This is a genomic window from Mycolicibacter heraklionensis, from assembly GCF_019645815.1.
GTDB classification, from domain to species: Bacteria; Actinomycetota; Actinomycetes; order Mycobacteriales; family Mycobacteriaceae; genus Mycobacterium; species Mycobacterium heraklionense.
The window spans coordinates 731,158-755,893 of sequence record NZ_CP080997.1; the positions used below are offsets into that span (position 1 = coordinate 731,158).

21 protein-coding genes and 1 pseudogene are annotated in these 24,736 nt (G+C 64.6%); 14 read left to right on the forward strand and 8 right to left on the reverse strand.

Features of this window, described 5'->3' with window-relative positions; translation table 11 throughout:
* Positions 1 to 131 precede the first annotated feature (131 nt).
* Both K3U94_RS03475 and K3U94_RS03480 read right to left on the reverse strand, forming a co-directional pair.
* A complete protein-coding gene (locus K3U94_RS03475; RefSeq protein ID WP_220695584.1) occupies positions 132 to 896 on the reverse strand; it encodes a S1 family peptidase in 765 nt (254 codons plus the stop codon).
* Positions 897 to 1,106: 210 nt separating this feature from the next.
* Positions 1,107 to 1,562, reverse strand: a complete 456-nt coding sequence (locus K3U94_RS03480) for a very short patch repair endonuclease (RefSeq protein ID WP_220695585.1) — start codon at positions 1,560 to 1,562, stop codon at positions 1,107 to 1,109.
* 95 nt (positions 1,563 to 1,657) lie between these two features.
* Between K3U94_RS03480 and K3U94_RS03485 the strand changes: the two genes are divergently transcribed.
* Entirely contained in the window at positions 1,658 to 2,653 is a 996-nt protein-coding gene (locus K3U94_RS03485; protein WP_220695586.1) for a DNA cytosine methyltransferase, read from the forward strand.
* A 106-nt stretch (positions 2,654 to 2,759) separates the two neighbouring features.
* The gene (locus tag K3U94_RS03490) at positions 2,760 to 3,734 is read left to right on the forward strand and encodes a NaeI family type II restriction endonuclease (RefSeq protein WP_220695587.1); all 975 of its coding nucleotides are present in this window, start codon (positions 2,760 to 2,762) and stop codon (positions 3,732 to 3,734) included.
* A gap of 52 nt (positions 3,735 to 3,786) precedes the next feature.
* Here K3U94_RS03490 and K3U94_RS03495 read toward each other — a convergent pair whose 3' ends face one another.
* Positions 3,787 to 4,476 carry a KpnI family restriction enzyme N-terminal domain-containing protein gene (locus tag K3U94_RS03495; protein WP_220695588.1) on the reverse strand — a complete coding sequence of 230 codons (690 nt, stop codon included), beginning with the start codon at positions 4,474 to 4,476 and terminating at the stop codon, positions 3,787 to 3,789.
* Positions 4,477 to 4,600: 124 nt separating this feature from the next.
* Between K3U94_RS03495 and K3U94_RS03500 the strand changes: the two genes are divergently transcribed.
* The 4 genes from K3U94_RS03500 (at position 4,601) to K3U94_RS03515 (ending at position 10,310) form a co-directional block, all read left to right on the forward strand.
* On the forward strand, positions 4,601 to 6,028 hold the full coding sequence (locus tag K3U94_RS03500; protein ID WP_220695589.1) for a hypothetical protein: 1,428 nt from the start codon (positions 4,601 to 4,603) through the stop codon (positions 6,026 to 6,028).
* Positions 6,021 to 7,841 (forward strand): DEAD/DEAH box helicase, encoded by a 1,821-nt coding sequence (locus K3U94_RS03505; protein WP_220695590.1) that lies wholly within the window; start codon positions 6,021 to 6,023, stop codon positions 7,839 to 7,841. Before K3U94_RS03500 ends, K3U94_RS03505 begins: the two co-directional genes overlap by 8 nt.
* Positions 7,825 to 8,673 carry a protein NO VEIN domain-containing protein gene (locus tag K3U94_RS03510; protein WP_220695591.1) on the forward strand — a complete coding sequence of 283 codons (849 nt, stop codon included), beginning with the start codon at positions 7,825 to 7,827 and terminating at the stop codon, positions 8,671 to 8,673. The genes K3U94_RS03505 and K3U94_RS03510 overlap by 17 nt, the downstream gene beginning before the upstream one ends.
* 401 nt (positions 8,674 to 9,074) lie before the next feature.
* Entirely contained in the window at positions 9,075 to 10,310 is a 1,236-nt protein-coding gene (locus K3U94_RS03515; protein ID WP_220694712.1) for an IS256 family transposase, read from the forward strand.
* A 20-nt stretch (positions 10,311 to 10,330) separates the two neighbouring features.
* Here K3U94_RS03515 and K3U94_RS03520 read toward each other — a convergent pair whose 3' ends face one another.
* Positions 10,331 to 10,519 (reverse strand): transposase, encoded by a 189-nt coding sequence (locus K3U94_RS03520; protein ID WP_286672157.1) that lies wholly within the window; start codon positions 10,517 to 10,519, stop codon positions 10,331 to 10,333.
* A 447-nt stretch (positions 10,520 to 10,966) separates the two neighbouring features.
* A protein-coding gene (locus tag K3U94_RS03525; protein ID WP_109559621.1) for an IS3 family transposase occupies positions 10,967 to 12,252 on the reverse strand; the annotation gives its coding sequence in 2 pieces (ribosomal slippage) (positions 10,967 to 11,970 and positions 11,970 to 12,252; 1,287 coding nt in all).
* A 170-nt stretch (positions 12,253 to 12,422) separates the two neighbouring features.
* Between K3U94_RS03525 and abc-f the strand changes: the two genes are divergently transcribed.
* Positions 12,423 to 14,087: a ribosomal protection-like ABC-F family protein gene (gene abc-f, locus K3U94_RS03530; protein ID WP_220695592.1), complete on the forward strand. Its 1,665-nt coding sequence runs from the start codon at positions 12,423 to 12,425 to the stop codon at positions 14,085 to 14,087.
* A 194-nt stretch (positions 14,088 to 14,281) separates the two neighbouring features.
* On the opposite strand, the gene K3U94_RS03535 is transcribed toward abc-f, so the two are convergent.
* On the reverse strand, positions 14,282 to 15,667 hold the full coding sequence (locus tag K3U94_RS03535) for a wax ester/triacylglycerol synthase family O-acyltransferase (protein ID WP_220695593.1): 1,386 nt from the start codon (positions 15,665 to 15,667) through the stop codon (positions 14,282 to 14,284).
* A 200-nt stretch (positions 15,668 to 15,867) separates the two neighbouring features.
* On the opposite strand from K3U94_RS03535, the pseudogene K3U94_RS23510 reads away from it, so the two are divergent.
* Positions 15,868 to 15,948, forward strand: a pseudogene (locus K3U94_RS23510) (toxin); the annotation flags it as partial.
* A gap of 192 nt (positions 15,949 to 16,140) precedes the next feature.
* Here the strand turns inward: K3U94_RS23510 and K3U94_RS03545 are convergent.
* On the reverse strand, positions 16,141 to 16,572 hold the full coding sequence (locus tag K3U94_RS03545; RefSeq protein ID WP_220695595.1) for a hypothetical protein: 432 nt from the start codon (positions 16,570 to 16,572) through the stop codon (positions 16,141 to 16,143).
* 251 nt (positions 16,573 to 16,823) lie between these two features.
* Between K3U94_RS03545 and K3U94_RS24045 the strand changes: the two genes are divergently transcribed.
* The 5 genes from K3U94_RS24045 (at position 16,824) to K3U94_RS03565 (ending at position 21,594) form a co-directional block, all read left to right on the forward strand.
* Positions 16,824 to 16,958, forward strand: a complete 135-nt coding sequence (locus tag K3U94_RS24045) for a hypothetical protein (protein WP_267878343.1) — start codon at positions 16,824 to 16,826, stop codon at positions 16,956 to 16,958.
* A 190-nt stretch (positions 16,959 to 17,148) separates the two neighbouring features.
* Positions 17,149 to 17,613, forward strand: a complete 465-nt coding sequence (locus K3U94_RS03550) for a hypothetical protein (RefSeq protein WP_220695596.1) — start codon at positions 17,149 to 17,151, stop codon at positions 17,611 to 17,613.
* A gap of 12 nt (positions 17,614 to 17,625) precedes the next feature.
* On the forward strand, positions 17,626 to 20,259 hold the full coding sequence (locus tag K3U94_RS03555; RefSeq protein WP_220695597.1) for a GH92 family glycosyl hydrolase: 2,634 nt from the start codon (positions 17,626 to 17,628) through the stop codon (positions 20,257 to 20,259).
* Positions 20,260 to 20,279: 20 nt separating this feature from the next.
* On the forward strand, positions 20,280 to 20,756 hold the full coding sequence (locus K3U94_RS03560) for a nuclear transport factor 2 family protein (RefSeq protein ID WP_220695598.1): 477 nt from the start codon (positions 20,280 to 20,282) through the stop codon (positions 20,754 to 20,756).
* Position 20,757: 1 nt separating this feature from the next.
* Entirely contained in the window at positions 20,758 to 21,594 is an 837-nt protein-coding gene (locus K3U94_RS03565) for an SDR family NAD(P)-dependent oxidoreductase (RefSeq protein WP_220695599.1), read from the forward strand.
* Between the two features lie 5 nt (positions 21,595 to 21,599).
* Here K3U94_RS03565 and K3U94_RS03570 read toward each other — a convergent pair whose 3' ends face one another.
* Positions 21,600 to 23,018, reverse strand: coding sequence for an SDR family oxidoreductase (locus K3U94_RS03570; protein WP_220695600.1), 1,419 nt, complete (start codon positions 23,016 to 23,018; stop codon positions 21,600 to 21,602).
* Positions 23,019 to 23,088: 70 nt separating this feature from the next.
* Here K3U94_RS03570 and K3U94_RS03575 point away from each other — a divergent pair, with 70 nt between their 5' ends.
* A complete protein-coding gene (locus tag K3U94_RS03575; protein ID WP_220695601.1) occupies positions 23,089 to 24,729 on the forward strand; it encodes a peptide chain release factor 3 in 1,641 nt (546 codons plus the stop codon).
* Positions 24,730 to 24,736 lie beyond the last annotated feature (7 nt).

Genomic DNA, 24,736 nt, shown 5'->3' on the forward strand with positions numbered 1-24,736 from the left:
CGTGGCCGCGGTCGAGTACCGATCTGCCGCTGGTCTTCCTCTACCCATGCACCAGCCTCCCGGAAGTGACACGGCGCAGCGTCCGGTCCGGTTCAGTGTCGCGCGTGCGGGACGGCTGCGGTAGGGGATCTTTACGTGGTGGTGACCAGTGTGAGTTGCCAGGCCTGCAGCCACGGCTTGATCAGCTGCGCGACGGAGGACTCGTGTGGTTCCGCACACGCCGTGTCGGGGTCCCCACCGTCGGGCTCCGCGGTGAGGATGCCGACCGCTTCTGCGGTGCCGTCGGGGCGCATCCGGTAGGCCGGGCCGCCGGAATCGCCACAGGTGCCGGCCGCGGCGAACGTCACCTTGTTCTTCTCACTGGCGGCCACCGGCCCGCACACCGGCTCGCCGGTGCGGACTCCCAAGTGGCAGAGCGTGTCGCCGATTTCGACGCGGTCAGCGACGCCGATTACCGGGTGTCCGTCGATCTCGGGCGTCAGCGGGAATTTGTCGGGGTCGTCCAGGGTGATCAGGCCGATGTTGTTGCCATCTTTGCCGTCGTAGACGCTCGCGGTGAAGGCGCCGACGGTGGGGTAGAGGGCGCCGTGGTGGATGGCCACCGTGCCGGAGCCGCCGGGCTTGTTGCAGTGCCCCGCCGACAACAGTCCCGGCCGGCCGTCTTTGGTGCGCACCAGGAAGCCCGCCGTGCAGCTGGTGGCCTCGGCGCTGCCGGGGGCGGAGATATTGATGCCGACCCCGGGACCGATCGCCTCGGCCGGCGGCAGCGGGATGAGCTGTCGCACCGGCTGGGCGCGGGTGGCCCACACGATGCCCGCCAGGACTGTCATCGCGAGGGCCGCGAAGCCCAGGCGGGTGAGCAGGGTTTTGAGTGGGAGTCGTCGGAAGGCAGCCACTCCGGCAACGGTACCGAGGGTGGGGCGGGTGTGCAGGTGGGGTGGTTACGCGGAGGGTGAACGGCTCGAGGGACCGGATGGGGTCCAGACGATCTGGCGTGCCGGGAAGGCGGCGGTCGAGTGTGGGACAGGGGTGGCGGGCGTGTGGGTAGCGAGGTCGTACAGGGGACGGGGCCGAGGCGTGAGGGGCTATGGGTCAGGGGTTTGTGATTAGGGAGGGCCGAGTGCGGATTCTATGTCGGCAATGATCGCGTCGAGGTCTTCGTGCTCCCAGAACCGGAGGACTGTCCAGCCGGCGGCTCGCAGTACCCCGGTCTGTGCGCGATCGCGGGCTGCGTTGCCTTCGAGTTTCGGCAACCAGTAGTCGTCGTTGACGCGGGGTCTGCGGCTGTGCTGCGGGCAGCTGTGCCAGAAGCACCCGTCGACGAAAACGGCGACGCGGCGCTTGGTAAAGACAATGTCTGGGCGGATGAGCCTGCCTTCCACTCTGACCGGATGGTCCTTGAGAAAGCGGTAACCCCTCCGATGCAGTCTCGAGCGGACCATGGATTCGGGCTTGGTGTCGCGCCGCCGGATGGCGGCCATATTGCGGGAGCGACCCGGCGGCGTGACGTAGCCCTGGGCTTGGGCGTTCTCCGGCGCGCCAACGTGGTCCGCCTCGCTCATGCCGATACGGTACGTCGGCAGGGGTTTGACGAGCCGAGCGCTCCCGCGATAATGTTTATATCGAACGTTTGTTCGAGTGATGGAAGGGGGATGAGGTGGCCAGCCAATTAAGTTGTCTGGAAATTTGCGCTGGCGCCGGCGGACAGTCGCTCGGCTTGGAGTGGGCCGGCTTCGGCCATGAACTCGCCGTCGAAATCGAACCTGACGCTTGCCAGACACTGCGGCTCAATCGTCCGTCCTGGAAGATCCACGAAGGCGATGTCCGCCAGATCGACGGGACTGCGTACCGCGGTATCGATCTTCTGGCAGGCGGAGTTCCGTGCCCGCCATTCTCGATCGCCGGAAAACAACTAGGCCAGGACGACGAGCGTGATCTGTTTCCTGAGGCGCTTCGCCTCGTTGCAGAAGCTCAGCCCCGGGCGGTCATGCTGGAGAACGTTCGGGGACTATCGACCGCCAAGTTTCACGCGTACCGGAACTCGATCAAGACGCGACTCCACGAACTGGGTTACGAGTGTGACTGGCAAGTGCTCAATGCCAGCGAATTCGGCGTTCCACAGCTTCGACCCCGATTCATCTTGGTAGCTGTGCGGCCCGAGTTCTTCGGCCGATTCGCCTGGCCCGGTGCCCGGGGCGCGCCACCCACGGTTGGCGAAACGCTTCACAACCTGATGGCTCGTGACGGATGGCCGGGTGCAGATTTGTGGGCGGAACGTGCTGATGGCATTGGTCCAACCATCGTTGGCGGATCGCGTAAACATGGCGGACCTGACCTCGGGCCGACACGCGCGCGTGCAGCCTGGCTCGAACTTGGTGTTGATGGCAAGGGGCTCGCGGATCACGGACCTGATGAACTCACGCCGATTGGCCATGTACCGCGGCTGACCCTCGAAATGGCTGCAGCGATACAGGGATTCCCGCGAGAATGGCGCTTCTTCGGTCGCAAGACTGCGGCGTACCGCCAGATCGGTAATGCATTCCCGCCGCCGGTCGCGGAGGCAGTTGGGTTGGCAATCCGGTCCGCGATTACCGGGCGCGCCGCAAGGCGAAAACAGCGGCTGACCAACCTTCGCGCCGTGGCTAGCGCATAGGACGACGTCCGCAGCGTGGCTCCGCGGAGCGACGGTCGTGTCTCCCATGTGGTTGGCTGGATCTTGGGACTACCCTTTGCGATCAGAGACTGCAAAGGCGGATTGGGTGATTGATGTCGCGTGGCCGTCCCGGCCTGATCCGGAACTCGACGCTGTCATCGATGAGCTTTACAGGCTGGACCCCACCGGTGATCGGGTGGCCGTCGTGCTCCGCGATACTTTCGATCAGCTGTATGACGGTCAGCGCACCGGCCGCTGGAACTTCAACGACCTCCACAAGACTGAAAAGACTCACATGGGAACACTTGTGGAGATCAACCTGCACCGTGAGTTCGACTTCGACGATGGTGACACGACCGACTATCGGATTGTGGGTTTCCAGGTTGACTGCAAGTACTCGATGAAGGCGTTCGGATGGATGTTGCCCCCGGAGGTCATCGATCAGGTCGCCCTGCTCTTAACTGCGAATGACGAGGCATCGACTTGGCGAGCTGGCGTCGTGCGAGTGGTCCCCGATGCAACACGTCCTGCGCAGAACCGTGATGGGAAGACGTCGCTGTCAGTGTTCGGGCGTCAGGCAATTCGATGGCTCTGGCCGGATCATCCGGGCTTGGCGCCGAACTTGTTTTATCAGCTTGACTCAGCGACGCGGGACTCGATATTCAATGCACGGTCGAGGAGTGGCAGGCACGGCCAGGCGCGAGTCAACGAACTATTTCGCAGAGTGCACGGGCAAATCGTCCGTCGCTCCGAGCTGGCGACTGTCGCGCAGCAAGACGATTTCATGAAACGAGCACGGGGCAATGGGGGTGCTAGAACGGCCCTGCGGTCCGAGGGTATATTGGTTCTGGGACATCAGGAGAACGATCCACTGGTCGCCGGCGCACTGGGGCTACCAGTGCCGCGGAAAGGCGAATTCGTTGCTGCGCGGGTAATTCCGGCCTCTCCGGGCCGCACCAATCCCGCCGCTGAAATTGGTGGCGAACTCTGGGTGGTGGCACGCCCCGGTGACCCTGTCGTGTCGGCGCCTGAGGTTGGTCGAGGGTGTCGTATCGCGAGTAAGCCATCCGCGATAATTTAGTTCTGGCATGATACTGACTAACAGCATCACAGCGGCGGCTGTGGGACGCTGATTACTCGGTGATTTCGTCTTTAACTCGGTTCCGCAAGTCAGCGGGCAACTGCCGATACGAGGTCCACACCCGGTCGAGTGGGGTCGGGCCGCGTCGATCTCGCCTCACCCAAAGGACGAGGCGCTGATGGTCTTCTTCGGATAGCGCGCGGATATTCGAAAGCAGAATCTGAATGTCATTGGGGCCCGCCCCAGCCTGGCCCGATTTACATCTGCGGCATTGCGTTACGAAATGATCTAAACTCCCGCTCGATTCTGACGCAGACAATCTAGTAACCGCGAGAACCGCGGTCTCGTAGTCACGGTCAGGATAGGTTTCGCCCCCAGCGATGCCACAGATGGTGCATTGATAGCCGTCCCTTTCGAGTACGTCTCGTCGTTCCTTGGCTGGAAGTATCGAGGCTCCGCCCTTGCGCCGCTCAGCAGGATCCCACACTCGCAGGCCTTGTTTCACAAAACGCTGCTCTTCCGGCCGCAGGGACGCATCCTCGGTGTGGCTGCGAATGACCCATCCATAGTCCCGAAGATCCCGAATGCGGCGGTCAATCTGGGAGATGCCGGGGAACGCCTGCCGGAGCTGCTCTTTTGTAAAGGTGTTGCCGATACCAACCTGGTTCGCCAGCCAGAGCGCACCCTTAACCATCGTGCCGGCCTTCTGGAAGCGGGAGTCGTCGAGTCGTGGAGTCTCCATCAGGAGATCTTGACACGCTCGCCAGCGAGCGAGCCGACCGTCGGCGGGCAATGTTCCATATTTGTCCGATTGCTCTGGTAAGTATGTCCTCGAGACACGTCGAGGGGAATCAAGGAGACTGCGGATGAACTACGTTCTGCCACCGGAGCGAGACAGCATCAAGGAGATGGTCAACGCTCGTCTGTGTGATGCAATCGACAGCGACGGTGAGCGGCTGACAGTCGAATGGCGCGGGGGCACCAAGCATCTGCACGTGATTTCGATGCCGACACAGTCACTGCTTTACAATCCCGACACCCACCGCATTCGTGCGCAGCGCAGCATGAACCCAGAGTTGGATCACGAGCTCTACGCGAATCCGTGGAGCGAGAAGGCTCAAGGCTACTTGGATTACTTGCTTAAATGCCTGCCATCCGCGCCTGATAAGGTCGATCCAGATTTCATTGCTCTTCGCGACAATTTGGAAACATTTGGGCAGAAGGACCCTGGCCTTATAACTGTCGAAGGAGTGCTTGTAAATGGCAATACACGCTGCGCGGCGCTCCGTGAACTAAATGAACAGCATATCCGAGTTGCTGTACTGCCAGAGTCCGCAACTTGGGACGATATCAACGAGGTCGAACTTTCTCTCCAGCTGCGAAAAGAGTATCGGCGGGACTACTCTTACATTAACCAACTCCTTGCGATCAACGAACAGCTGGAGCGTGGCAGGGCGCCCGAGGATATAGCTCGACAATTCCATATTAAGACAAAAACCCTTGAGAAGGATCGATGGGTGTATGCGACAATTGTGGAAGCCATTGAGCGGAGCAAAGCGGTGGGGGGATCTTCCCTGCGGTTGATTGATTTCGAGGATCATAAAGAGAAGCTTCACGAACTGCACCGCGTTTACCAGAAGCTTGCCCTGACGGACCCGAGCGCCGCCGAGGCGTTGAAGGAAACACGGCTTGCGCTTCTTGTGCTCGGCTTCTCGAAGACCGATTTGCGTTTGGCGGAGGACACCTTCTTTGACGACTACCTCGCTGCCAAACTTCCACCTGAGTTGCAGCCGAAGACTGTTGGTGACCCTTCCGCGCCAACTTCGATACCTGGCCTCAAAGGTGTGACCCTGACAAGCACGGCCGGCCAGGCAGAAGCGAAGGCGCGAGCCTTTGCCAATGAACTGCTGCAGGCCAGTGCGATCGCGCGTAGTACCGACGCTGACACGGAATCTATAACATCAGCCGCCGCCAAGATCGAGTCTGCGAAAAAGGCTGTTGATCGGGCCCTCGAGCCTGCCGGCCGCGCCGCACGGCTCCAGAAACGCAAGCTGGCTGCGCCAGAGAGGCTATCCGACGCCGTCGACGACATTCAGCTTTGCGTCAAGGATTTGGCCGAGGCGCGGGCAACTTCGGCCATCGACGAAGATGCTTTCGATGATGCGGTAGTTGAATTACACAAGGCACTACAGGCGCTGGGCAAGGAGGCAGCCAGGACGTTCCCGGAGCCAGGCGACGGGGTTGCCTGGCTACTTGGTGTCATCTCTGCCAAAGCCGATCCTGCTGATGGCTAGCCTGGAGTTGATTCTCGCTGACTCGCCCGGGCGGGTGCGTCTGATAGCGGCAGAACCCTATACGGGTGATCTCAGGAAATTGAGCACGCGCTATCCGAGTGCCCGCCAGCCAACGCTTGGAACTCTTGAGCTCGAACTGGACGATCTTCTAATTAACCTGGCAGCCCTCGCTTCTTGGCCCGACCCGTTAGGGGTTGAGTGGGAACCCGCGCTGGCCAAGCTCGTCGAGGATGTCGTCAATGACTCCCAGACGGCCGCTGGCCGACTGTCCCAAGACGTTGTTGCCTCGGCGTCCGAGGTGAGTCCGAATTTGGTGTCAGGGCTGCTCGGAACTGCTTGGCGGGGGGCGTTGACCGATTTCCAATGCCGCGACATCGCCCGAATTCTGTCTCTCCGACATGGCGCGAATTTTTCGGTGCCAGGAGCAGGGAAGACGCGGGTAGGCTTAGCCGTCTTCAGTGCGATGAAGCTCGCAGGCCAGGCGGAGAAGTTGTTGATCGTAGGACCGAAATCGAGTTACGAGGCTTGGCAGTCCGAAAACATAGAGTGCTTCTCTCCGCCGCTCGAAATGCAGGTACTAACCGGAGCCATTAACCCGGCATCAGACGTGCTCATCCTCAACTACGAACGCCTGCAGAGTTCGTTGCCGCAGATAATTCCTTGGCTCAGGCAGCACCGCACCTTGGTGATTTTGGACGAAGCTCACCGGATGAAGCGTGGGGCCGAAGGTGTCTATGGCAGTGCGTGTCTCACTATCGCGCCCTTCGCCAGTCGTCGGTTGGTTCTTACGGGAACCCCGGCGCCAAACGGCGCCAGAGATCTCGAGAGCCTCTTCGCCTTTGTATGGCCTGGACACGGGCGTCAAGTTGTCAGTCGTGCCGTTGCTGGAGGCGATCTCGCCCGGGCCAGCCAGGTTTTGAAGCCACTGTTTACGCGCACTACGAAACACGAACTAGCGATTCCAGATCCGATCACCACGCAGCGTGTGCTGGAGCTACCGTCGGTGCACCGTGAGATATATGACGCCTTGGTCGGTCAGTACTCAGCGCGGGCGGCCATGGCGTCAACTGACTTCCAGCAACTTGGCCGCATTATTGTCTACCTTCTCATGGCGGCAACGACGCCTGCCCTCCTGTCGGTAGGGACTACCAGGTACGAGCCGCTTGCGTACCAGGTTCCACCGCTTGAGCCCCCGGCTGGGTCGGACTTGGCCCTACTGATGCGCGACTTGCCGAGCTACGAGATATCACCGAAATACAAAGAGGCCGTCGCAATCGTTGCACAGAACGCTTCTCAAGGACGTAAGACGTTGGTTTGGTCGACGTTTATTCGCAGCCTCAACACCCTGGCTGAGTTGCTACGCGAGTACGCGCCTGCGGTCGTCCACGGCGGTACACCAAACCGGGCTGACGAGATCGCGAGATTCCGCCGAGCAGATTCGGGATGCTTTGTACTGCTATCGAATCCGGCGACCCTCGGCGAGGGCATCAGCCTTCACCATGAATGCCACGACGCCGTATACGTCGACCGCGACTTTGCAGCTGGCAAGTATCTTCAGAGTCTGGACCGGATACACAGGCTGGGTCTGCCATCCGACGCCGAGACCCGCATCACGGTGCTCGTCAGCGAGCGGACAATCGATGAGGTCGTTTCTCAGCGTCTACAGACGAAATTGAACTTCATGGGGACCATTCTCGATGACCCGGCAGTTCAGCGATTGGCCGATCTGGACGAAGAGCCGGCAATCGGTGCAGGTCTAGACAACGGTGACTTCCAGGCAATCCTGGGCTACCTCGATGCCAATTCCACGTAGTTCACTACTACGCGCTGCACTTCGATGGCTTGAGCTGCGTCCGCACAACTCGCCTGAGCGATGCCAGGCGATCCTTACCAACACCGCGAAATATGCCGATCTGACCCCGTCGCAGTACTACGAAGCGCGTCAATGGCTACTGCAGCACGAGATAGAGTTAGCTGCTGCTACCGTGGGCCAATTGCCTGCTGGTCCGACGGTTTTCACGGCGGCGATCATGGACGCAGTCTGGTTCTCCGATGCGAGTCAAGTAATTTCGGCTCCCGAAGAATTGCCGCTGGATGCAATCGAGGCGGCCGAAGTCTGTGGCATAGCCGAGGATTACGCATACGCACTGATACGTCACCACCACGGCTTGATTGATACAGCCCGCCGCAAAAGCGTTGGGGATGCGGGAGAGCGTCTACTCGCCGAGTTACTTCGGACTTGTACAACTTGTCATGTTGAACATGTCGCAGCCTGGTCTGACGGGTACGGGTTCGACATATCCCTTACAGGCACTATAGATCTCCACCTCGAAGTTAAGACAACGGTGAAGTTGAACCAGAATGTCATCTACCTCAGCAGGCATGAGTTCGAAACGATGGTTCGCGATCCGCTTTGGCGGTTGGTCTTCGTCAGGCTCGGTGGCGACGGGGCGCTTGAGAAGATCTGCACTGTAGATACCGCCTGGCTCCTGAATTCGGCGCCCGTTGATTCGGTGCCGGGCATGGTTGACTGGCAATCGATCAGAGTAAATGTTCCTGAATCGCAACTTAGGCCGGGGCTGGGGGATATACGGAACGCAATTATCGATGCAGAATTATACCCGGTTGGTCTCTTAATTAGCTGAGCCGACCTGCTATTCATTTGGCCTTCCCCACCGATGATCGCAACTCGTCTGAACCGAGTTGGGTTGACCTCGTGAACTGGTCCACGGCGAACGAGATTCGTTCATTGGTGGGTGCAGGTGGCAGTGTAGCTGGCGTGCCCCCGGTGAATGAGTCCGGCGTGTTTTAGAGTCCTTTGGCCCCGGGCACCCCAGGTCAACGCGCCACGTATTTCAGGAATCACCGAATGTGACCCAAGTCAGGTCAGGGATCGGGGTAAGTCCCCTGGGGTGGTGGGGTTTCGGGAGGCGGTCCGGCCAGGGTTGAAGGTCCCGGGTGTGTCGGTGCCGGTGTTGGGGTGGGCCATCGCGTAGTGATCGGTGAGTTACCTACCAAGTGACTCAACAGGAAGACACACGACGCGATGACCCAGAACCATTCTGCCCTGCTGGCCCAGCTCGATGCACTCAAGTCCGCCGACTCCGGTGCGGTGTTCGCTGAGCTGATCCGCGCCGGGCTGCAGGCGCTGATCGAGGCCGAGGCCACCGAGGCGATCGGGGCCGGCCGCTACGAGCGCACCGGCGGGCGTAGCACGCAGCGCAACGGGCACCGCCCCAAGACGGTGGCCACAACCGCCGGCGATATCGAGGTGGGCATCCCCAAGCTGCGGGCCGGCTCGTTTTTCCCGTCGCTGCTGGAACGCCGCCGCCGCATCGACAAGGCCCTGCACGCGGTGATCATGGAGGCCTACGTGCACGGGGTGTCCACGCGCAGCGTCGATGACCTGGTAGCCGCGATGGGCGTCGAATCCGGGGTGTCCAAGTCGGAGGTCTCCCGGATCTGCGCCGGCCTCGATACCGAGATCGAGGCGTTTCGCACCCGCAGCCTGGCTCACACGCAGTTTCCGTACGTGTTCTGCGACGCCACGTTCTGCAAGGTGCGGGTCGGGGCGCATGTGGTCTCCCAGGCCCTGGTGGTGGCCACCGGGGTCTCGATCGACGGCACCCGCGAGGTGCTGGGCACCGCTGTCGGCGATAGCGAGTCCTTCGAGTTCTGGCGGGAGTTCCTCGCCTCGCTCAAATCGCGTGGTCTGTCCGGGGTGCACCTGGTGATTTCCGATGCCCATGCGGGCTTGAAAGCTGCGGTGGCCCAACAGTTCAGTGGGTCGTCGTGGCAGCGGTGCCGGGTGCATTTCATGCGTAACCTGCACACCGCCGTGGCCGCGAAGCATGCCCCCGCGGTGACCGCGGCGGTCAAGACGATCTTCGCCCACACCGACCCCGAGGGAGTCGGCGACCAGTGGGACCGCGTCGCCGACACCCTCGCCGAATCGTTTCCGAAGGTCGCGGCCATGATGGGCGAGGCCAAGACCGATGTGCTGGCGTTCACCGCGTTCCCGAAGGCCCACTGGCAGAAGATCTGGTCGAACAACCCCATAGAACGGTTGAACAAGGAGATCAAGCGCCGGGCCGATGTCGTGGAGATCTTCCCCAACCCCGCGGCGTTCCTGCGCCTGGCGACGGCGGTAGTCATCGAAGCCCACGACGAATGGCAGGTCACCCGCCGCTATCTCTCCGATGTCTCCATGGACGAACTACGCACCGTCATCGCCAAGAAACACACCGCCGAAGCGCTTGCCAAACAACACCAAATCGCTTAGCGTTCACCATGACTCGTCGATCACGACGCATGAACCACGTCCGATCCGAAGTCCACCACTCCACGGGACGCTATCAGGGATCGCAGGATATAGTGGTTGAGGTTACGAAAACCCAGGGCGATGCCGCGCAGATGTTCTAGGCGGCCATTGATGGCTTCGACGGACCCGTTGGAGGCCCCGATTTGTGTGTAGCTGTGGGACTGGGACAGGTGGGCGCGCTACAGGACGTTCCCTATCGCTGTTAGCACCGGTCGCCACGCGTCGATGCAATCGTCAAGATGACGTTGCCCAGGGCTGCTCTTGCCATCGAAGCGATATTGTTCCCAGTCCTTGGAAAAGTAGATCATGTCAGAGTCCACGTACACGACTCCGTATTTTTTGAGAACGTCCACTGCTGCAGTGAATTTCTCGGGTCTCAGGCCCTGCCTACCTTGAAATTTTTTGGCGAACACGGCCCTGTCGCCCTGGTGCCCGTGAGATCTCGTCAGATTCATCAGCTTCGACAAGAACCGGACCGCACGTACGTCGAAGTCCTCGACCTTCGTCGCAGAGTCATTGCGGTAGCTGATCCACGGGTATCGGAGCGGCATCCCGGCTGGGGTGACAATCTCAAAGATTGAGCCGTCCCGGTAAGTCCGGGGACTGATTTCCTTGAATCACCCCGCCTTCGGTGGGGTGTGCCTGTGATCGTAGTGAAGCGCTTCGACGGCTGCGGGGGTGAAGTCGTCGAGGTAGTCGTGGGGACGTTCGGTGTTGAACCAGTCGACCCATTCGGCGGTGGCGAGTTCGACCTGGCTGACGTCGCGCCACGGGCCTTGCCGATGGATGAGCTCGTTCTTGAACGAACCGACGGTCGTCTCGGCGAGCGCGTTGTCCAGTGCGTCGCCGACCGACCCGACCGAGGGGTCCACTCCTTCGTCGATGAGCCGCTGCGTGAACGCCACCGACGTGTACTGGGCGCCGGCGTCGTTGTGCGCAATCAGGCCACGCAGATCGTAGTGCCCCTCTTGAGCCCGAGTGAAGAATGCGTGCTCGAGGGCGTCAAGAACCAGCGGCGTGGTCATCGACCTCGCTGCCCTCCAGCCGAGAATGCGACGGCTGAACGCATCGATCACGAAGGCCACGTAGACAAAACCGCTCCAGGTCGCCACATACGTAAAGTCGGCTACCCACAATCGATTTGGCGTCGGAGCGCAGAAATGGCGATCGACCAGATCCGGGTAACGGGCATGGCTGTCGTCACTGATCGTGGTCTTGTGTTTGGACCCATAGCGGGCCCCCTCCCAGCCCTGGGCGCGCATGATCCGCTCCACCGTGCAACGGGCCACATCGTGGCCCTGGCCGCGCAGCCGGATCCACATCTTGCGTGAGCCCAGGGTCTGCACGAACTTGCCGGTCTTGGCGTCGTTGCGCTGAGTGCTGATGATCTCGACTAGCTCGGCCTCGCGCACCTGGCGGCGCGTCGGGGTCTTGTTGATCCACTCGTAGTAGGTCGACGGGCTGATCGACACCCCGTTGGCCGACAGCACCGCACACATGGGCTCGACACCCCAGCGAAGCCCGGCCCCACCATCAGAGCCGGGCACCTGGTAGTCCTTGTGCTCGGCGATAAACCGAATCACCGTTTCCCGGGCCGGTCGAGCTCGGCCCCGAAGAAAATCGCCGCTGCTTTCAAGATCTCATTGGCGCGGCGCAGTTCAGCGATCTCGCGGCGCAACGCCTTGTTCTCCTGGGCCATCGCCGAGGTCACACCGGGTCGCTGACCGGAATCGACCTGCGAGCCACGAACCCAGGTCCGCAGCGTCTCCGCAGTACCGATTCCCAACATGCCGGCCACCGCGGTGATTGCCGCCCACTCCGAGGGGTACTGCGGGCGGACCTCGGCCACCATCCGCACCGCGCGCTCTCGAAGCTCAGCGGGATACCTGCTTGCACGTCCCATAACTCGAATCCTCCCAAGATCGGGAGTCTCCGGACTTACCGGGACGGCTCAGTGTGACAACGGGGCAGACTCCCGGGCTGGCCACGGCCCACAAGGTCGACGCTGTGCCGCAAGATGAGCAGCGCCTTCCCGCGCTCCCCATACCCCTCCTCCCCTGCGACCATGTACCGATGACCGCAACACTCGTCGCCAAGAACATCGCCGGCGGCTTCGCGCACCGCACCCTGTTCGAGGGCGTTGACCTAACCGTGGCACCGGGCGACGTCATCGGCGTCGTGGGTGTCAACGGTGCCGGCAAGAGCACCCTGTTGCGGATCCTGGCCGGCGATCTGGAGCCGCTCGACGGCGCGGTCAACATCGCCCCGGCCGATGCGTTCGTCGGCTGGCTGCCGCAGGAGCACGAGCGGGCGGAAGGCGAGACCGTCGGGGCCTATATCGCTCGCCGGACCGGCTGCGCTCAGGCCGCGCAGGCCATGGACGCCGCGGCCGCCGCCCTGGCCGACCCGGATCAGGCTCCCGCGGGTACCGATCCGCCCGAGACCTACTCGGCGGCGCTCGATCACTGGCTGGCCACCGGTGCGGCCGACCTCGACGACCGGATGCCCGCGGTGCTGGCCGACCTGGGACTGGACTCCGAGGCGGTGCAGCCCGGGTCGACGTTCATGACCGGACTGTCGGGCGGACAGGCCGCCCGGGTAGGCCTGGCCGCACTGATGCTGTCGCGGTTCGACATCGTCCTGCTCGACGAGCCGACCAACGACCTCGACCTGGACGGGCTGGCCCGGCTGGAGCAGTTCGTCCGTGAACTTCGGGGCGGGGTGGTGCTGGTCAGCCACGACCGGGAGTTCCTGGCCCGCAGCGTCACTCGTGTCCTGGAATTGGATCTGGCTCAGAACACCACGACCGTCTTCGGCGGCGGATACGACAGCTATCTCGAGGAACGGGAGATCAACCGCCGACACCGGCGTGAGCAGTACGAGGAGTTCGCCGAAAAGAAGGCCGACTTGGTCGCTCGCGCCCGCACGCAGCGGGAGTGGTCCAGTCAGGGCGTCCGCAATGCGATGCGCAAGGCGCCGGACAACGACAAGAATCGGCGCCGTGCCGCGACGGACTCCAGTGAGAAACAGGCGCAGAAGGTGCGTCAGATGGAGAGCCGCATCGCCCGCCTCGAGGAGGTCGTCGAACCCCGCAAGGAATGGACCCTGCAGTTCAGCATCGGCGCTGCGCCACGGTCGAGTTCGGTGGTGGCGACACTCGACAATGCCGTAGTGCGGCAAGGCGATTTCGTCCTCGGACCGGTGTCTCTACAGGTGGATGCCGGCGAGCGGATCGGCATTGTGGGCCCCAACGGGGCGGGAAAGTCGACGTTGCTGCGGCTGTTGCTCGGCCGTCAGCAGCCCGACGCGGGCCGCGCAAGTTTGGGCGCCAGCGTCGCTATCGGTGAAATCGACCAGGCGCGCGCCGATTTCACCGGCCCCGCCCGTCTGGTCGATCGCTTCGAGCAGCGGGTGCCGGACTGGTCGACCGCCGACGTGCGAACCCTGCTGGCGAAGTTCGGGCTGACCGCCGACCATGTGGAGCGCGCGGTCGATGACCTTTCGCCCGGGGAGCGCACCCGCGCTGGCCTGGCGTTGCTGCAAGCCTGCGGAACGAACGTGCTGGTCCTCGACGAACCGACCAACCATCTCGATCTGCCCGCCATCGAACAGCTCGAACAGGCGCTGGAAACCTACAACGGTGCGCTGTTGTTGGTGACCCACGACCGCCGGATGTTGCAGAACGTCCGGTTGGACCGCACTTGGCGGGTCGAGGGCGGGCGTGTTACCGAGCTGTAGGCGGAAGCGGTTATCCGGATCGAGGTGGCTGAACCTTCCTGACCGGCGCATTCGCGTGACCAGACCGGGCACCTTGCGGCGGAACTCTTCGGCGTAGCGCTTGGGCGCGTTCCACTGCGACTCGGGTCATGCGCTTTGACCCGGGTGCGATTGAGCGCATATGAGCCGCCACGCTGATAGCGCCGGACCCACCCTCACGCGGTGACCACCAGCGCCAATCCGCGACGGTCTCGTCCCCGCCGGCGCTTGCTGCACTCCAACAGCCGGGTCACCGCGGATTCCACCCCGCGGGCCAGTTCGTCGGCGTCCGGGACGGCTTCGAAGTCGGTGAGGAACCCGAAGAACAGCTTGTCGGCGTAGTTCAGCACGGCTGCGGCAGTCCGCAACTGGATCGCGATCGGCGGAATGGGTAGCACATCAATGACGTTGCAGCCCAACACCTGCAGGGCCGTGCGCGGACCCGAGACGTTCACCGTCATGGTGGCCACGCTGCGCTGCGGCAGCCGGGACAGCAGCCCCAGTGCCCATGCCGTGACCGGGAACGGCAGCGCCCGCGCGGCCGCGGCGACCAAACTATCGACCTCGCCGCCGGCCTTCTTTTGCGCCATCCGGGCATGCACCAGCCGCAGCCGCAGCACCGGATTGTCCTCGTGTACCGGTAGATAGGGCAGCAGGGCTGCGCCGCCGCTGGGTACCAGGGCGCGCAGCGACTGGGCGTGGGGCTGCTCACCCCGGCGCAGCAGCATGTCGCGGTAGCTCTCGGTGAGTGCGGCCAGCGCGACATCGTCGACGGTCACGTGGAACGTCCGGCAGATCTGATTGACATCGTCGAGTGCGACCCGCGCCGCGGTGTAGCGCCGCCGCGAGGTGACGGGGCCGTTCAGCGACGACGGCGGCCGCTGCAGGCCGGCCGCAAATTCGCTGGAGCCTAGCAACACCCCGCGGGCAGCGGCCAGGGCGTCGTCGGCGAGCCGCGCCGGTGCCCGCAGTGCGGCCAGCCACGGGCTGGGGCGCGGGTCCGGCTGCAGGTTCTGCGGCGGCGACGTCACCAGGGCGCTGCCCGCGGGGTGGCGGCTCACGCAGCGGTCAAGGGCGGCGCTGTCCGCCAAGCCGTCATCGGACAGACCGGTCAGGATATGCACGGTCGCAACGGCATCGGCCAGGCACGGATGGACCTTCACCAGCATTGCCCACCGGTGGTCGGTCAACCCGCCGATCAGCCAGATCTCCCACAGCGGGCGGTCGTGGTCCAACCGCCAGGACATCACGTCGGCCACCAGCCGGAACAGGTCCTCGTCGCTGCCGGAGCCCGGGACCGCCACGCGCCGAACGTGATAGGACAGGTCGAACTTGTCGTCGTCAACCCACTCCGGTGCGCTCAGGTCGAAGAGCTGGCTGCGCAACCGCTGCGAGAACCGGGGGCAGTACGCGATCCGCTCGGCCAGCGTCGATATCAGCGGCGCGTGGTCGGGCATCGGGCCCTCCAGGATCGCCAGCCCGCCGATGCCCAGTCGCGTGTGCGCGTCGGTGTCCTCGGCGTGCAGGAACGCGGTGTCCAGGATGCTCAGTCGCTGCGACATGGCGGCCTCCGGCTTATCTGTAACGCGTAGTACCACTATCGCGCGTCCGGTCGCGTCGCCGGCAGGGCCGGAAGTCCCTAGAACGGCCGATCGTTGGTGTCCAGGCGGTAGCGCGTGGCCAGTCGCACACACTTGCGTTCGAAATCCCAACGAGCGAAGTCGAAGCCGGCTGGGGAGATGCTCGCGCCAGCCGGCTTCCCCGCGAACTGCGGCTGGGTTTCGATCCGCGCGGCCGGCTCCTGGAGCTGCTTGTCCTGCGCTTCGACAGCGGGAACGAGTTGGGGACAGGCTCGCGGAGCACCTGGAAGCGTCCGGGAAACCCTCAGGCGTTGACCACCCGCACGCAGCCGCTGGGCGATGTCCTCGGCTCCCAGTGGACCGTGTTCGGTCAGGATCGCCGCGAGGGCCCGCACCGCGTCGGGGGAATCGGTCACGGTTGACACCTTAGGGCCGGCGAGCCTCGGGCAGCGCTGTCAGCCCGAGCCGTTGCCGCCTTGGGCGTCGATGACGGTCTGGATCAGCTCGGCGATGCGCTGCTGTCCGGCCGCGGTCATGTCGAACCTGGCGCGCATCTCGGCGAAGCCGGTAGCGACCTGCCCGAACGTTCCGTCGATCTGCGCGAACCGCTCGTCGATTTGCGTGAACCGCTCGTCGATCTGCGCGAACCGTTCGTCGACCCGTCGAAAACCGTCGACCATGTCCTGACGCAACGCGTTGAAGCTTCCGATGGTGGCCCGGCGAAAGTCACGGATTTCACCGCGGATCTCACCGACGTCGCGATCAGCGCCACCGGCGAGCACCCGGGCTGCGGCGGCGTCGCGTTCGCTGGCGCTGACTCGGCGATGCAACTCACCCACCTGCGCCTCCAGGGCGGTGACCCGTGACTCCAGATCCTTCGGCGGCATGGTGGCAGCGTACGCCGACGCTGCGGTCGGAAACGTCCGTCCATCCACAGGCGACGACCTCACTCACACCGCAATTCACTCCGCCCGCCACCGGTACCCCCACCACTCTCACCGGTCGCTCACGTCGCCGAGCTCCACTAAACCGCGACTTTCCGGTGAATTGGATGGGACTGGCATTTCCCTTAGAGATATGATGTGGTGTAGACCACGTTGGAAACCCCGATGTGATGCGCACCACAGGAGAGATGGCAATGACAGCGTTCTTGACCGGTTTGGGCGTCACGGCCGCCACCGCGACCGTCGGCGCCGGCATGATGGGCCACGCCACCTTGGCGTTGTGCGTCGGTTTGGTGTCGGCGGCGTTCTTCGCCGGCCAAATCTGCTGATTCGCCTGCCATAGCGCGCGCCACGGCGAACTGCCGTGGCCGCCTTCTCGCGTACGTCTTCCCGCCGCAATAAGTGACCCATGGCTGACTCGCCGGGGACTACCGACCCTGCCCCGCACCGAGCGGCGGTGGTCAGCTGGATATCAGCTAGACCGCTGTCCCGGTCCAGCGGTCAGGGAAGGAAAGCGCAATGAGCACGTCAGAACAATCGCAGGCCGCCACGCGGATGTTTGCCCGGGTGATGGGGCCCTTCATCGTCGTCCTCGACGGCGGCGCGGCGGTCCGCGCCCCGGAGCTGTGGCAGCACCTCTCGCAGTTCTCCGCCGAGCCGCTGCGGACGTGGACGGCCGGGGCGTTCGCGCTGCTGATCGGTCTTGTGGTGATCGGCCTGCACCCGTATTGGCGAGGCGCCCTGGCCATCATCATCTCGGTGGTGGGCTGGCTGGTCGCCGTCAAAGGGTTCTTCCTGATCATGTTCCCCGACACCCTGATGTCGATTCCCGACAACACGGCCGGCGCAATCACCTGGTGGCGTGTCCTTTACGTGGGCATCGCGCTGTTGGGGCTGTACCTGAGCTACGTCGGTTGGAACCCCGCGGCACGCCGGTCCGCACCGCAGGAGGCGAAAACGCTTGCTGGAACGCCGGGGGTGTAGTAGAGCACAGCTATGCGCTCCCGACAGGCCATGCTGGTGCTGCTGGCCTCGGCACTGCTGGTCGTCGGGCTAGTCGCGGCCCCGAACACGTCCTACGAATACCGGCCGGCGTTCGTGACCCATCCGGTCGACTACGTCGACACCCTGATCGGTACCGGAACCGGCGGCAGGGTCGTCGGGGAGATCAACAATTTCCCCGGCACCTCAGTGCCGTTCGGCATGGTGCAGTACTCGCCCGATACCGTCGGCACCTACGCCGGATATGACCACGGCGTCGACCAGGCCACCGGATTCAGCGTCACCCACGCCTCGGTGGGTTGTGCGGCCTTCGGGGACATCTCGATGCTGCCCACCACCACCGAGATTGGCTCGCGGCCATGGGAAGTCACCGAGAAGATCGCCCACGACCGCACCGAGAGCGGCAAGCCCGGCTACTACACCGTCCGCTTCCCCGAGACCGGCGTGACCGCTGAACTGACCGCCACCACCCGCACCGGCGTCGGCCGGTTCCACTACCCGCGCAACGGCGGGCCGGCGCTGTTCTATGTGCGCCCGAGTGCATCGCTGGCAGGCAACTCGGCGGCGACGATCCAGATCGGAGACGACAACACCACCATCACCGGAATGGCGGCCAGCGGCGGGTTCTGCGGCAAAAACAACACCTACACGGTGTATTTCGCGATGAAGTTCAATCGCCCGTTCACCGCCTACGGCACCTGGGACGGGTACTCGGTCTATCCGGGCACCCGCGGCGCCTACTCCAGCTACATCGGCGACAGCGGCGGGTACGTGCAGTTTCCGCCCGGATCGGTGGTCGAAGTACAGACCGCGCTGTCCTACGTGAGCATCGACGGTGCGCGGGCGAACCTGGCCGCCGAAGGCAAAGCGGGTTTCGACGACGTGCGCGACGCATCCGAACGCGAGTGGAACACCGCGCTGTCGCAGATCCGCGTGGCCGGCCGCGACCGCCGTGACCTGACGACGTTCTATACCGCGCTGTATCACGCTCTGCTGCACCCGAATACGTTCAACGACGTCGACGGCCGCTACCTCGGCTTCGACAACGCCATCCACACGCTGCCCGACGGGCACACCCAGTATGCGAACTTCTCCGACTGGGACACCTATCGCGGCTTGGCCGCGCTGCATGGATTGCTGGTGCCGCAGCGTGCCTCGGACATGGCGCAGTCGCTGGTCAACGACGCCGAACACGCCGGGGCGTTTCCGCGGTGGGCACTGGCCAACGCCGCCACCGCCCAGATGACCGGCGACAGCGTGGTGCCGTTGATCGTGAACCTGTACGCATTCGGCGCCAGGGAGTTCGATACGACACGGGCGCTGCACTACATGGTCTCGGGCGCGACCACCGGCGGGGTGGGCCGCGACGGCTACGTCGAGCGTCCGGGCCTGGGCAGCTATCTGGAACGCGGGTATCTGCCGCAGGCCGGTGGATCCTGCAGGGGGCCTTCGATTCCCAGCGCATCGATCACCCTGGAGTGGTCGGTCGACGACTTCGCCATCGCCCGCTTCGCCGACGCGCTCGGCCAAAGCGATACCGCCGCGCAATTCCAGCCGAGGGCGCAGTACTGGCAGAACCTGTTCAACCCCACCACCGGCTACCTCTCGCCCCGCGACGCGGCCGGCTTCTTTCCCGACGGACCCGGGTTCGTCGAACCCGACCCGCGTTGCTTCGGTCAGCTCGGATACGACGAGGGCAACGCCGAGCAATACCTGTGGTACGTACCGCACAACGTCGCCGGCCTGGTCACCGCGCTCGGCGGTCGCGGGGCGGCGATCGACCGGCTCGATCGGTTCACCAAAAAACTCAACGTGGGCCCCAACCAGCCCTACCTGTGGGCCGGCAACGAAGTGGGCCTGGGCGTGCCCTGGCTGTACAACTACCTCGGCCAACCGTGGAAGACGCAGCGGCTGGTCGACCGGATCCGCAGCGAACTGTTCGGCCCCACCCCCAACGGCGTACCCGGCAACGACGACCTCGGCGCGATGGCCAGCTGGTATGTCTGGTCCGCGCTGGGCCTGTACCCGGCCATCCCGGGAACCGCGATCCTGACCGTCAACACCCCGTTGTTCGAAGCGGCCGAAATCGCTTTGGCGCGCGGCAAATCCATCCGGATCAGCGCGCCCGGCGCTTCCGGATGGCACCGGTTGCGTTATATCGACGGGCTGACGGTTGACGGCCGGCCCACCGAGCAGACCTCGCTTCCGGAGTCCGTCATCCGCACCGGCGGCCAGCTCGTCTTCACCCTGTCACGCAAGCCGAACATGCAGTGGGGCAGCGCGGAATCCGCGGCGCCGCCGTCGTTCGGCGCGGGTGGTCAGGCCGTGGCCGTCAACGTCACACCGGCGGTCGCCGAGATCACCCCCGGCGGCTCGGCGACCGTCACATTCGATGCGCAACGACTGAGCGCCGGCCCCGACGACTACATGATCACCGGCACCTCCGCCGACGGCAGGATCGCGGTGGTGCCGGTTTCGGGCAGGTTCGATGCCGACGGAGCCGCGCATCAGCGCCTCGAGGTCACGGTGGCCCCATCGGTGCCCACGGGAAGCCATCGACTGGCCTTGACGACCACCGTTGGCCAGAGCACCCGCACGTTCACGATGCTGATCACCGTCGGCGGATAGCCCCCACTATCGTCGAGACGATGACCGTCGAAGAGCGACTGGAAGCCCTCGAACAGATCGAGGCGATCAAAGCCCTCAAGCACCGCTATTTCCGGGCGTGTGACGCCAAAGACCCCGAAACCTTCCGGGCCTGCTTCATCAATCGCGGGGCCGACATTCATTACGGACCCCTGGGCGGGTTCGACGACGCCGACCAGATCGCAGCGGTGTTCACCCGCATCGCGCTGCACACCGTGGACGGCAAACCGGTGATCCTCGATATGCACCACGGCATGCACCCCGATATCACCATCACCGGACCCGGCACGGCCACCGGACGCTGGACGCTGAAGTTTCGCCAGCTCAACATGATCGAGCGCACCGAACGCCTGCTCACCGGCGAGTACGACGACGACTACGTGATCGAGGACGGGGCCTGGAAAATGGCCCGCAGCCACTTCCGGCAGCTCTGGGTGATCACCCGGCCGCTCGGCGACGACACCCTCGTGGAGATCTGAGATGAGCACACGGATCGCCCTGGTGACCGGCGCCAGCCGCAGCGTCGGCAAGGGCATTGCCCTGGCGCTCGGCTCGCACGGCTGGACCGTCTACGTCACCGCCCGCGGCGAAGTCGGCGCCGACAGGCCGCTGGATGAGACCGCCCGACTGATCACCGAGCGCGGTGGGCGTGGCATACCCGTGCAGTGCGACCACCGCGACGACGAGCAGATCGCCGCGCTGTTCGCCCGCGTCGCCGACGAGCAGGACGGCCGGCTGGATCTACTGGTCAACAACGTCTGGGCGGCGCCCAAGGGCTTCGCCGGGTTCACCGAGAAGTTCTGGCAGCGGCCGCTTTCCGACTGGGACACCCTGATCGGGGTGGGCCTGCGCGCCCACTACGTCGCCTCGGTGCACGCCGCGCAGCTGATGGTGGCCCGTGGTGCCGGTCTGATCGCCAACATCTCCTCGTTCGGGGCGCGGGGGCACCTGCACTCGGTGCTCTACGGCATTTCCAAGGCAGGGCTGGACAAGATGGCCGCCGACATGGCGGTCGAACTGACCGGTACCGGGGTGAGCGCGGTGTCGCTGTGGCCGGGCCTGGTGAAAAACGAAGTCATGCAGGGCTTCATGGATCGCGGCCTGGACAACTTCCAGGGCTTTCCACTGGCCAACGCCGAAACCCCGGAGTTCATCGGCCGCGTCATCGCCGCCCTGGCGGACGACCCGGACATCGGTTCCCGCAGCGGGCACACCCTGATCACCGCCGAGACCGCGCTCGACTACGGCATCACCGACCTCGACGGAAACCAGCCGGATTCACACCGCACCCTGTTCGGCGGCGGCCCGCTGTATTGACGGCGCTACCAGGGACTCGGCGCGTAATCCTTGAGGAAACACCCGTACAGATCTTCGCCGGCCTCCCCGCGCACGATCGGGTCGTAGACCCGGGCGGCGCCGTCCACGAGATCCAACGGGGCGTGGAATCCCTCCTCGGCCAGTCGCAACTTGGTGGGATGCGGGCGCTCATCGGTGATCCAGCCGGTGTCCACCGCGGTCATCAGGATGCCGTCGTTCTCCAGCATCTCCGCTGCGCTGGTGCGGGTCAGCATATTCAGCGCGGCCTTGGCCATGTTGGTGTGTGGATGGCCCGGGCCCTTGTAGCGGCGGCTGAACTGGCCCTCCATCGCCGACACATTCACCACGTACTTACGGCGGGCCGAAGCCGCCGCCATGGCCGGGCGCAGCCGGCTCACCAGGATGAACGGCGCGGTTTGGTTGCACAGCTGCACCTCGAGCAGCTCCAGGGCGTCGACTTCGTGCACCCGCTGGGTCCAGCTGTTCACCGCGGCGGTGTCGGGCAACAGCCCACCCGCGTCGATGGCGACGCCGGCGGCGATCCGTTGCGGGGAGGCGCTGCGGGCGGTCAGGGCCAGTTCGGTCAGCGCGTGCGGCTCCTGGTGCTCGGCCAGGCTGCCGGCCAGAGCCGCCGGGTGGGCGTCGCTGACGTGGTCGAAGGTGATCACCTCAACCAGCTCGCCTGCGGGGGTGCGCTCGGCCTCGATGAGGGCGGCATACGAGCCGGGTGCGCGCCGCACCGTCTGCGCCGCGTTGTTGATCAGGATGTCCAACGGGCCCTGGCCGGCCACCGTGTCAGCCAGCGCGACGACCTGTGCCGGGTCGCGCAGGTCGATACCCACCACCTGCAGTCGATGCAGCCAGTCGGCGTGATCGGGCATGGCGGCGAAGCGGCGCACGGCATCGTTGGGGAACCGGGTGGTGATGGTGGTGTGTGCACCGTCGCGCAGCAGCCGCAGCGCGATGTACATGCCGATCTTGGCGCGCCCGCCGGTGAGCAGGGCGCGGCGGCCGGTCAAGTCGGTGCGAGCGTCACGCTTGGCCCGGCTCATCGCGGCGCAGCCCGGGCAGAGCTGGTGATAGAACGCGTCCACCTGCGTGTAGTGGACCTTGCAGATGTAGCAGGCCTGCGAGCGCAGCAGTGTGCCTGCCGACGCCCCGACCGTGGCAGACACCAGCGGAATGCCCTGCGTCTCGTCGTCGATTCGGCCTGGCGCCCCGGTGGCCGTGGCGGCGATGACGGCGTGATCGGCGGCGGCCACTGCGTCGCGTTTGGCGTTCCGGCGGGCCTTCTTGAGGGCCTTGAACATGCGCGCGGTGGCTCGGCGCACCGCAACGGCATCGGGGTGCTCAGCCGGCAGCGCATCAATCTCGGCGAGCACCTCTAGGCAGGTGGCAAGCCTTTCGGGGTCGATCGCGGTCACGCCGGAAGGGTATCGGGCCTAGTGCCCGATTACCGATTCGCGCAAGATCGCCCATACACTCGCTGACGCAATGACCGACAACGCCCTGGATTCGCCGACGGTCGCCGCCGCGGCGCAAACGGGCCGGATCGCCTCCGAAGCGGGCCGCCGCCGAACCTTCGCCGTCATCAGCCATCCCGACGCCGGCAAATCCACCCTGACCGAGGCGCTGGTACTGCACGCCAAAGCCATCACCGAAGCCGGCGCGGTCCACGGCAAGTCCGGTCGTCGTGCCACCGTGTCGGACTGGATGGAGATGGAGAAAGCCCGCGGCATCTCGATCACGTCGACCGCCCTGCAGTTCCCGTACCGCACCGCCAAGGGGCAGGACTGCGTCATCAACCTGCTCGACACTCCCGGCCACGCCGACTTCTCCGAAGACACCTACCGGGTGCTGACCGCCGTCGACTCCGCCGTCATGCTCATCGATGCCGCGAAAGGCCTTGAGCCGCAGACCCTCAAGCTGTTCCAGGTGTGCCGTCATCGTCGGATCCCGATCATCACCGTGATCAACAAGTGGGACCGACCCGGCCGGCATGCCCTGGAGTTGATGGACGAGATCCATACCCGCATCGGGCTGCGCCCCACCCCGCTGACCTGGCCGGTCGGCATCGCCGGAGAGTTCAACGGGGTGCTCGACCGCCGGTCCGGAAACTTCATCCGGTTCACCCGCACCGCCGGTGGTGCCACCGCGGCACCCGAGGAGCACATCGCCGCGGCCGACGCGCACGCCGCCGCCGGTACCGACTGGGATACCGCGGTCGAAGAGTGCGAGCTGCTGTCCGCCGACGGATCCGACTTCGACCGCGAGGCGTTCCTCGACTGCACGGCGACACCGGTGCTGTTCACCTCGGCGGCGCTGAACTTCGGCGTGAACCAGCTTCTCGACGTGCTCACCGAGTTGGCGCCGGCGCCCAGCGGGGCGCTCGACGTCGACGGGGCCCGGCGCGCCACCGACGCACCGTTCAGCGCTTTCGTGTTCAAGGTGCAGGCCGGGATGGACTCGGCCCATCGCGATCGCATCGCGTTCGCGCGGGTGTACTCGGGAACCTTCGAGCGCGGCGATGTCCTCACCCACGCCGCGAGTGGCAAGCCCTTTGTCACCAAGTACGCCCAGTCGGTGTTCGGCCAGCAGCGCTCCACGTTGGACACCGCGTGGCCCGGTGATGTGATCGGGCTGGCCAACGCCGCCGCCCTGCGTCCGGGCGACACGCTGTATTGCGATGTGCCCGTGCAGTACCCGCCGATCCCGAGCTTCTCGCCGGAGCATTTCTCCGTGGCACGCAACGTCGATCCCAGCAAGCACAAGCAGTTCCGCCGCGGCATCGAGCAGTTGGACCAGGAGGGCGTGGTGCAGGTGCTGGTCTCCGATCGCCGCGGTGAGCAGGCGCCGGTGCTTGCCGCGGTCGGGCCAATGCAGTTCGAGGTGGCCGCACACCGGATGGCCAGCGAAATGGGCGCGCCGATCACGCTGGAACCGCTGCCGTATCAGGTCGCCCGCATCGTGGATCCCGGCGACGTCGACTTCGTCAGCAAGCAGTCGTTGGCCGAAGTGTTAACCCGCACCGACGGCGTGCACCTGGTGTTGTTCTCCAACGCTTGGCGCCTGCAGGGTTTCCAACGCGACAACCCCGACGTGCAGCTGCGATCGTTGGTGGCCGCGGAGGGCTAGCTCGGCC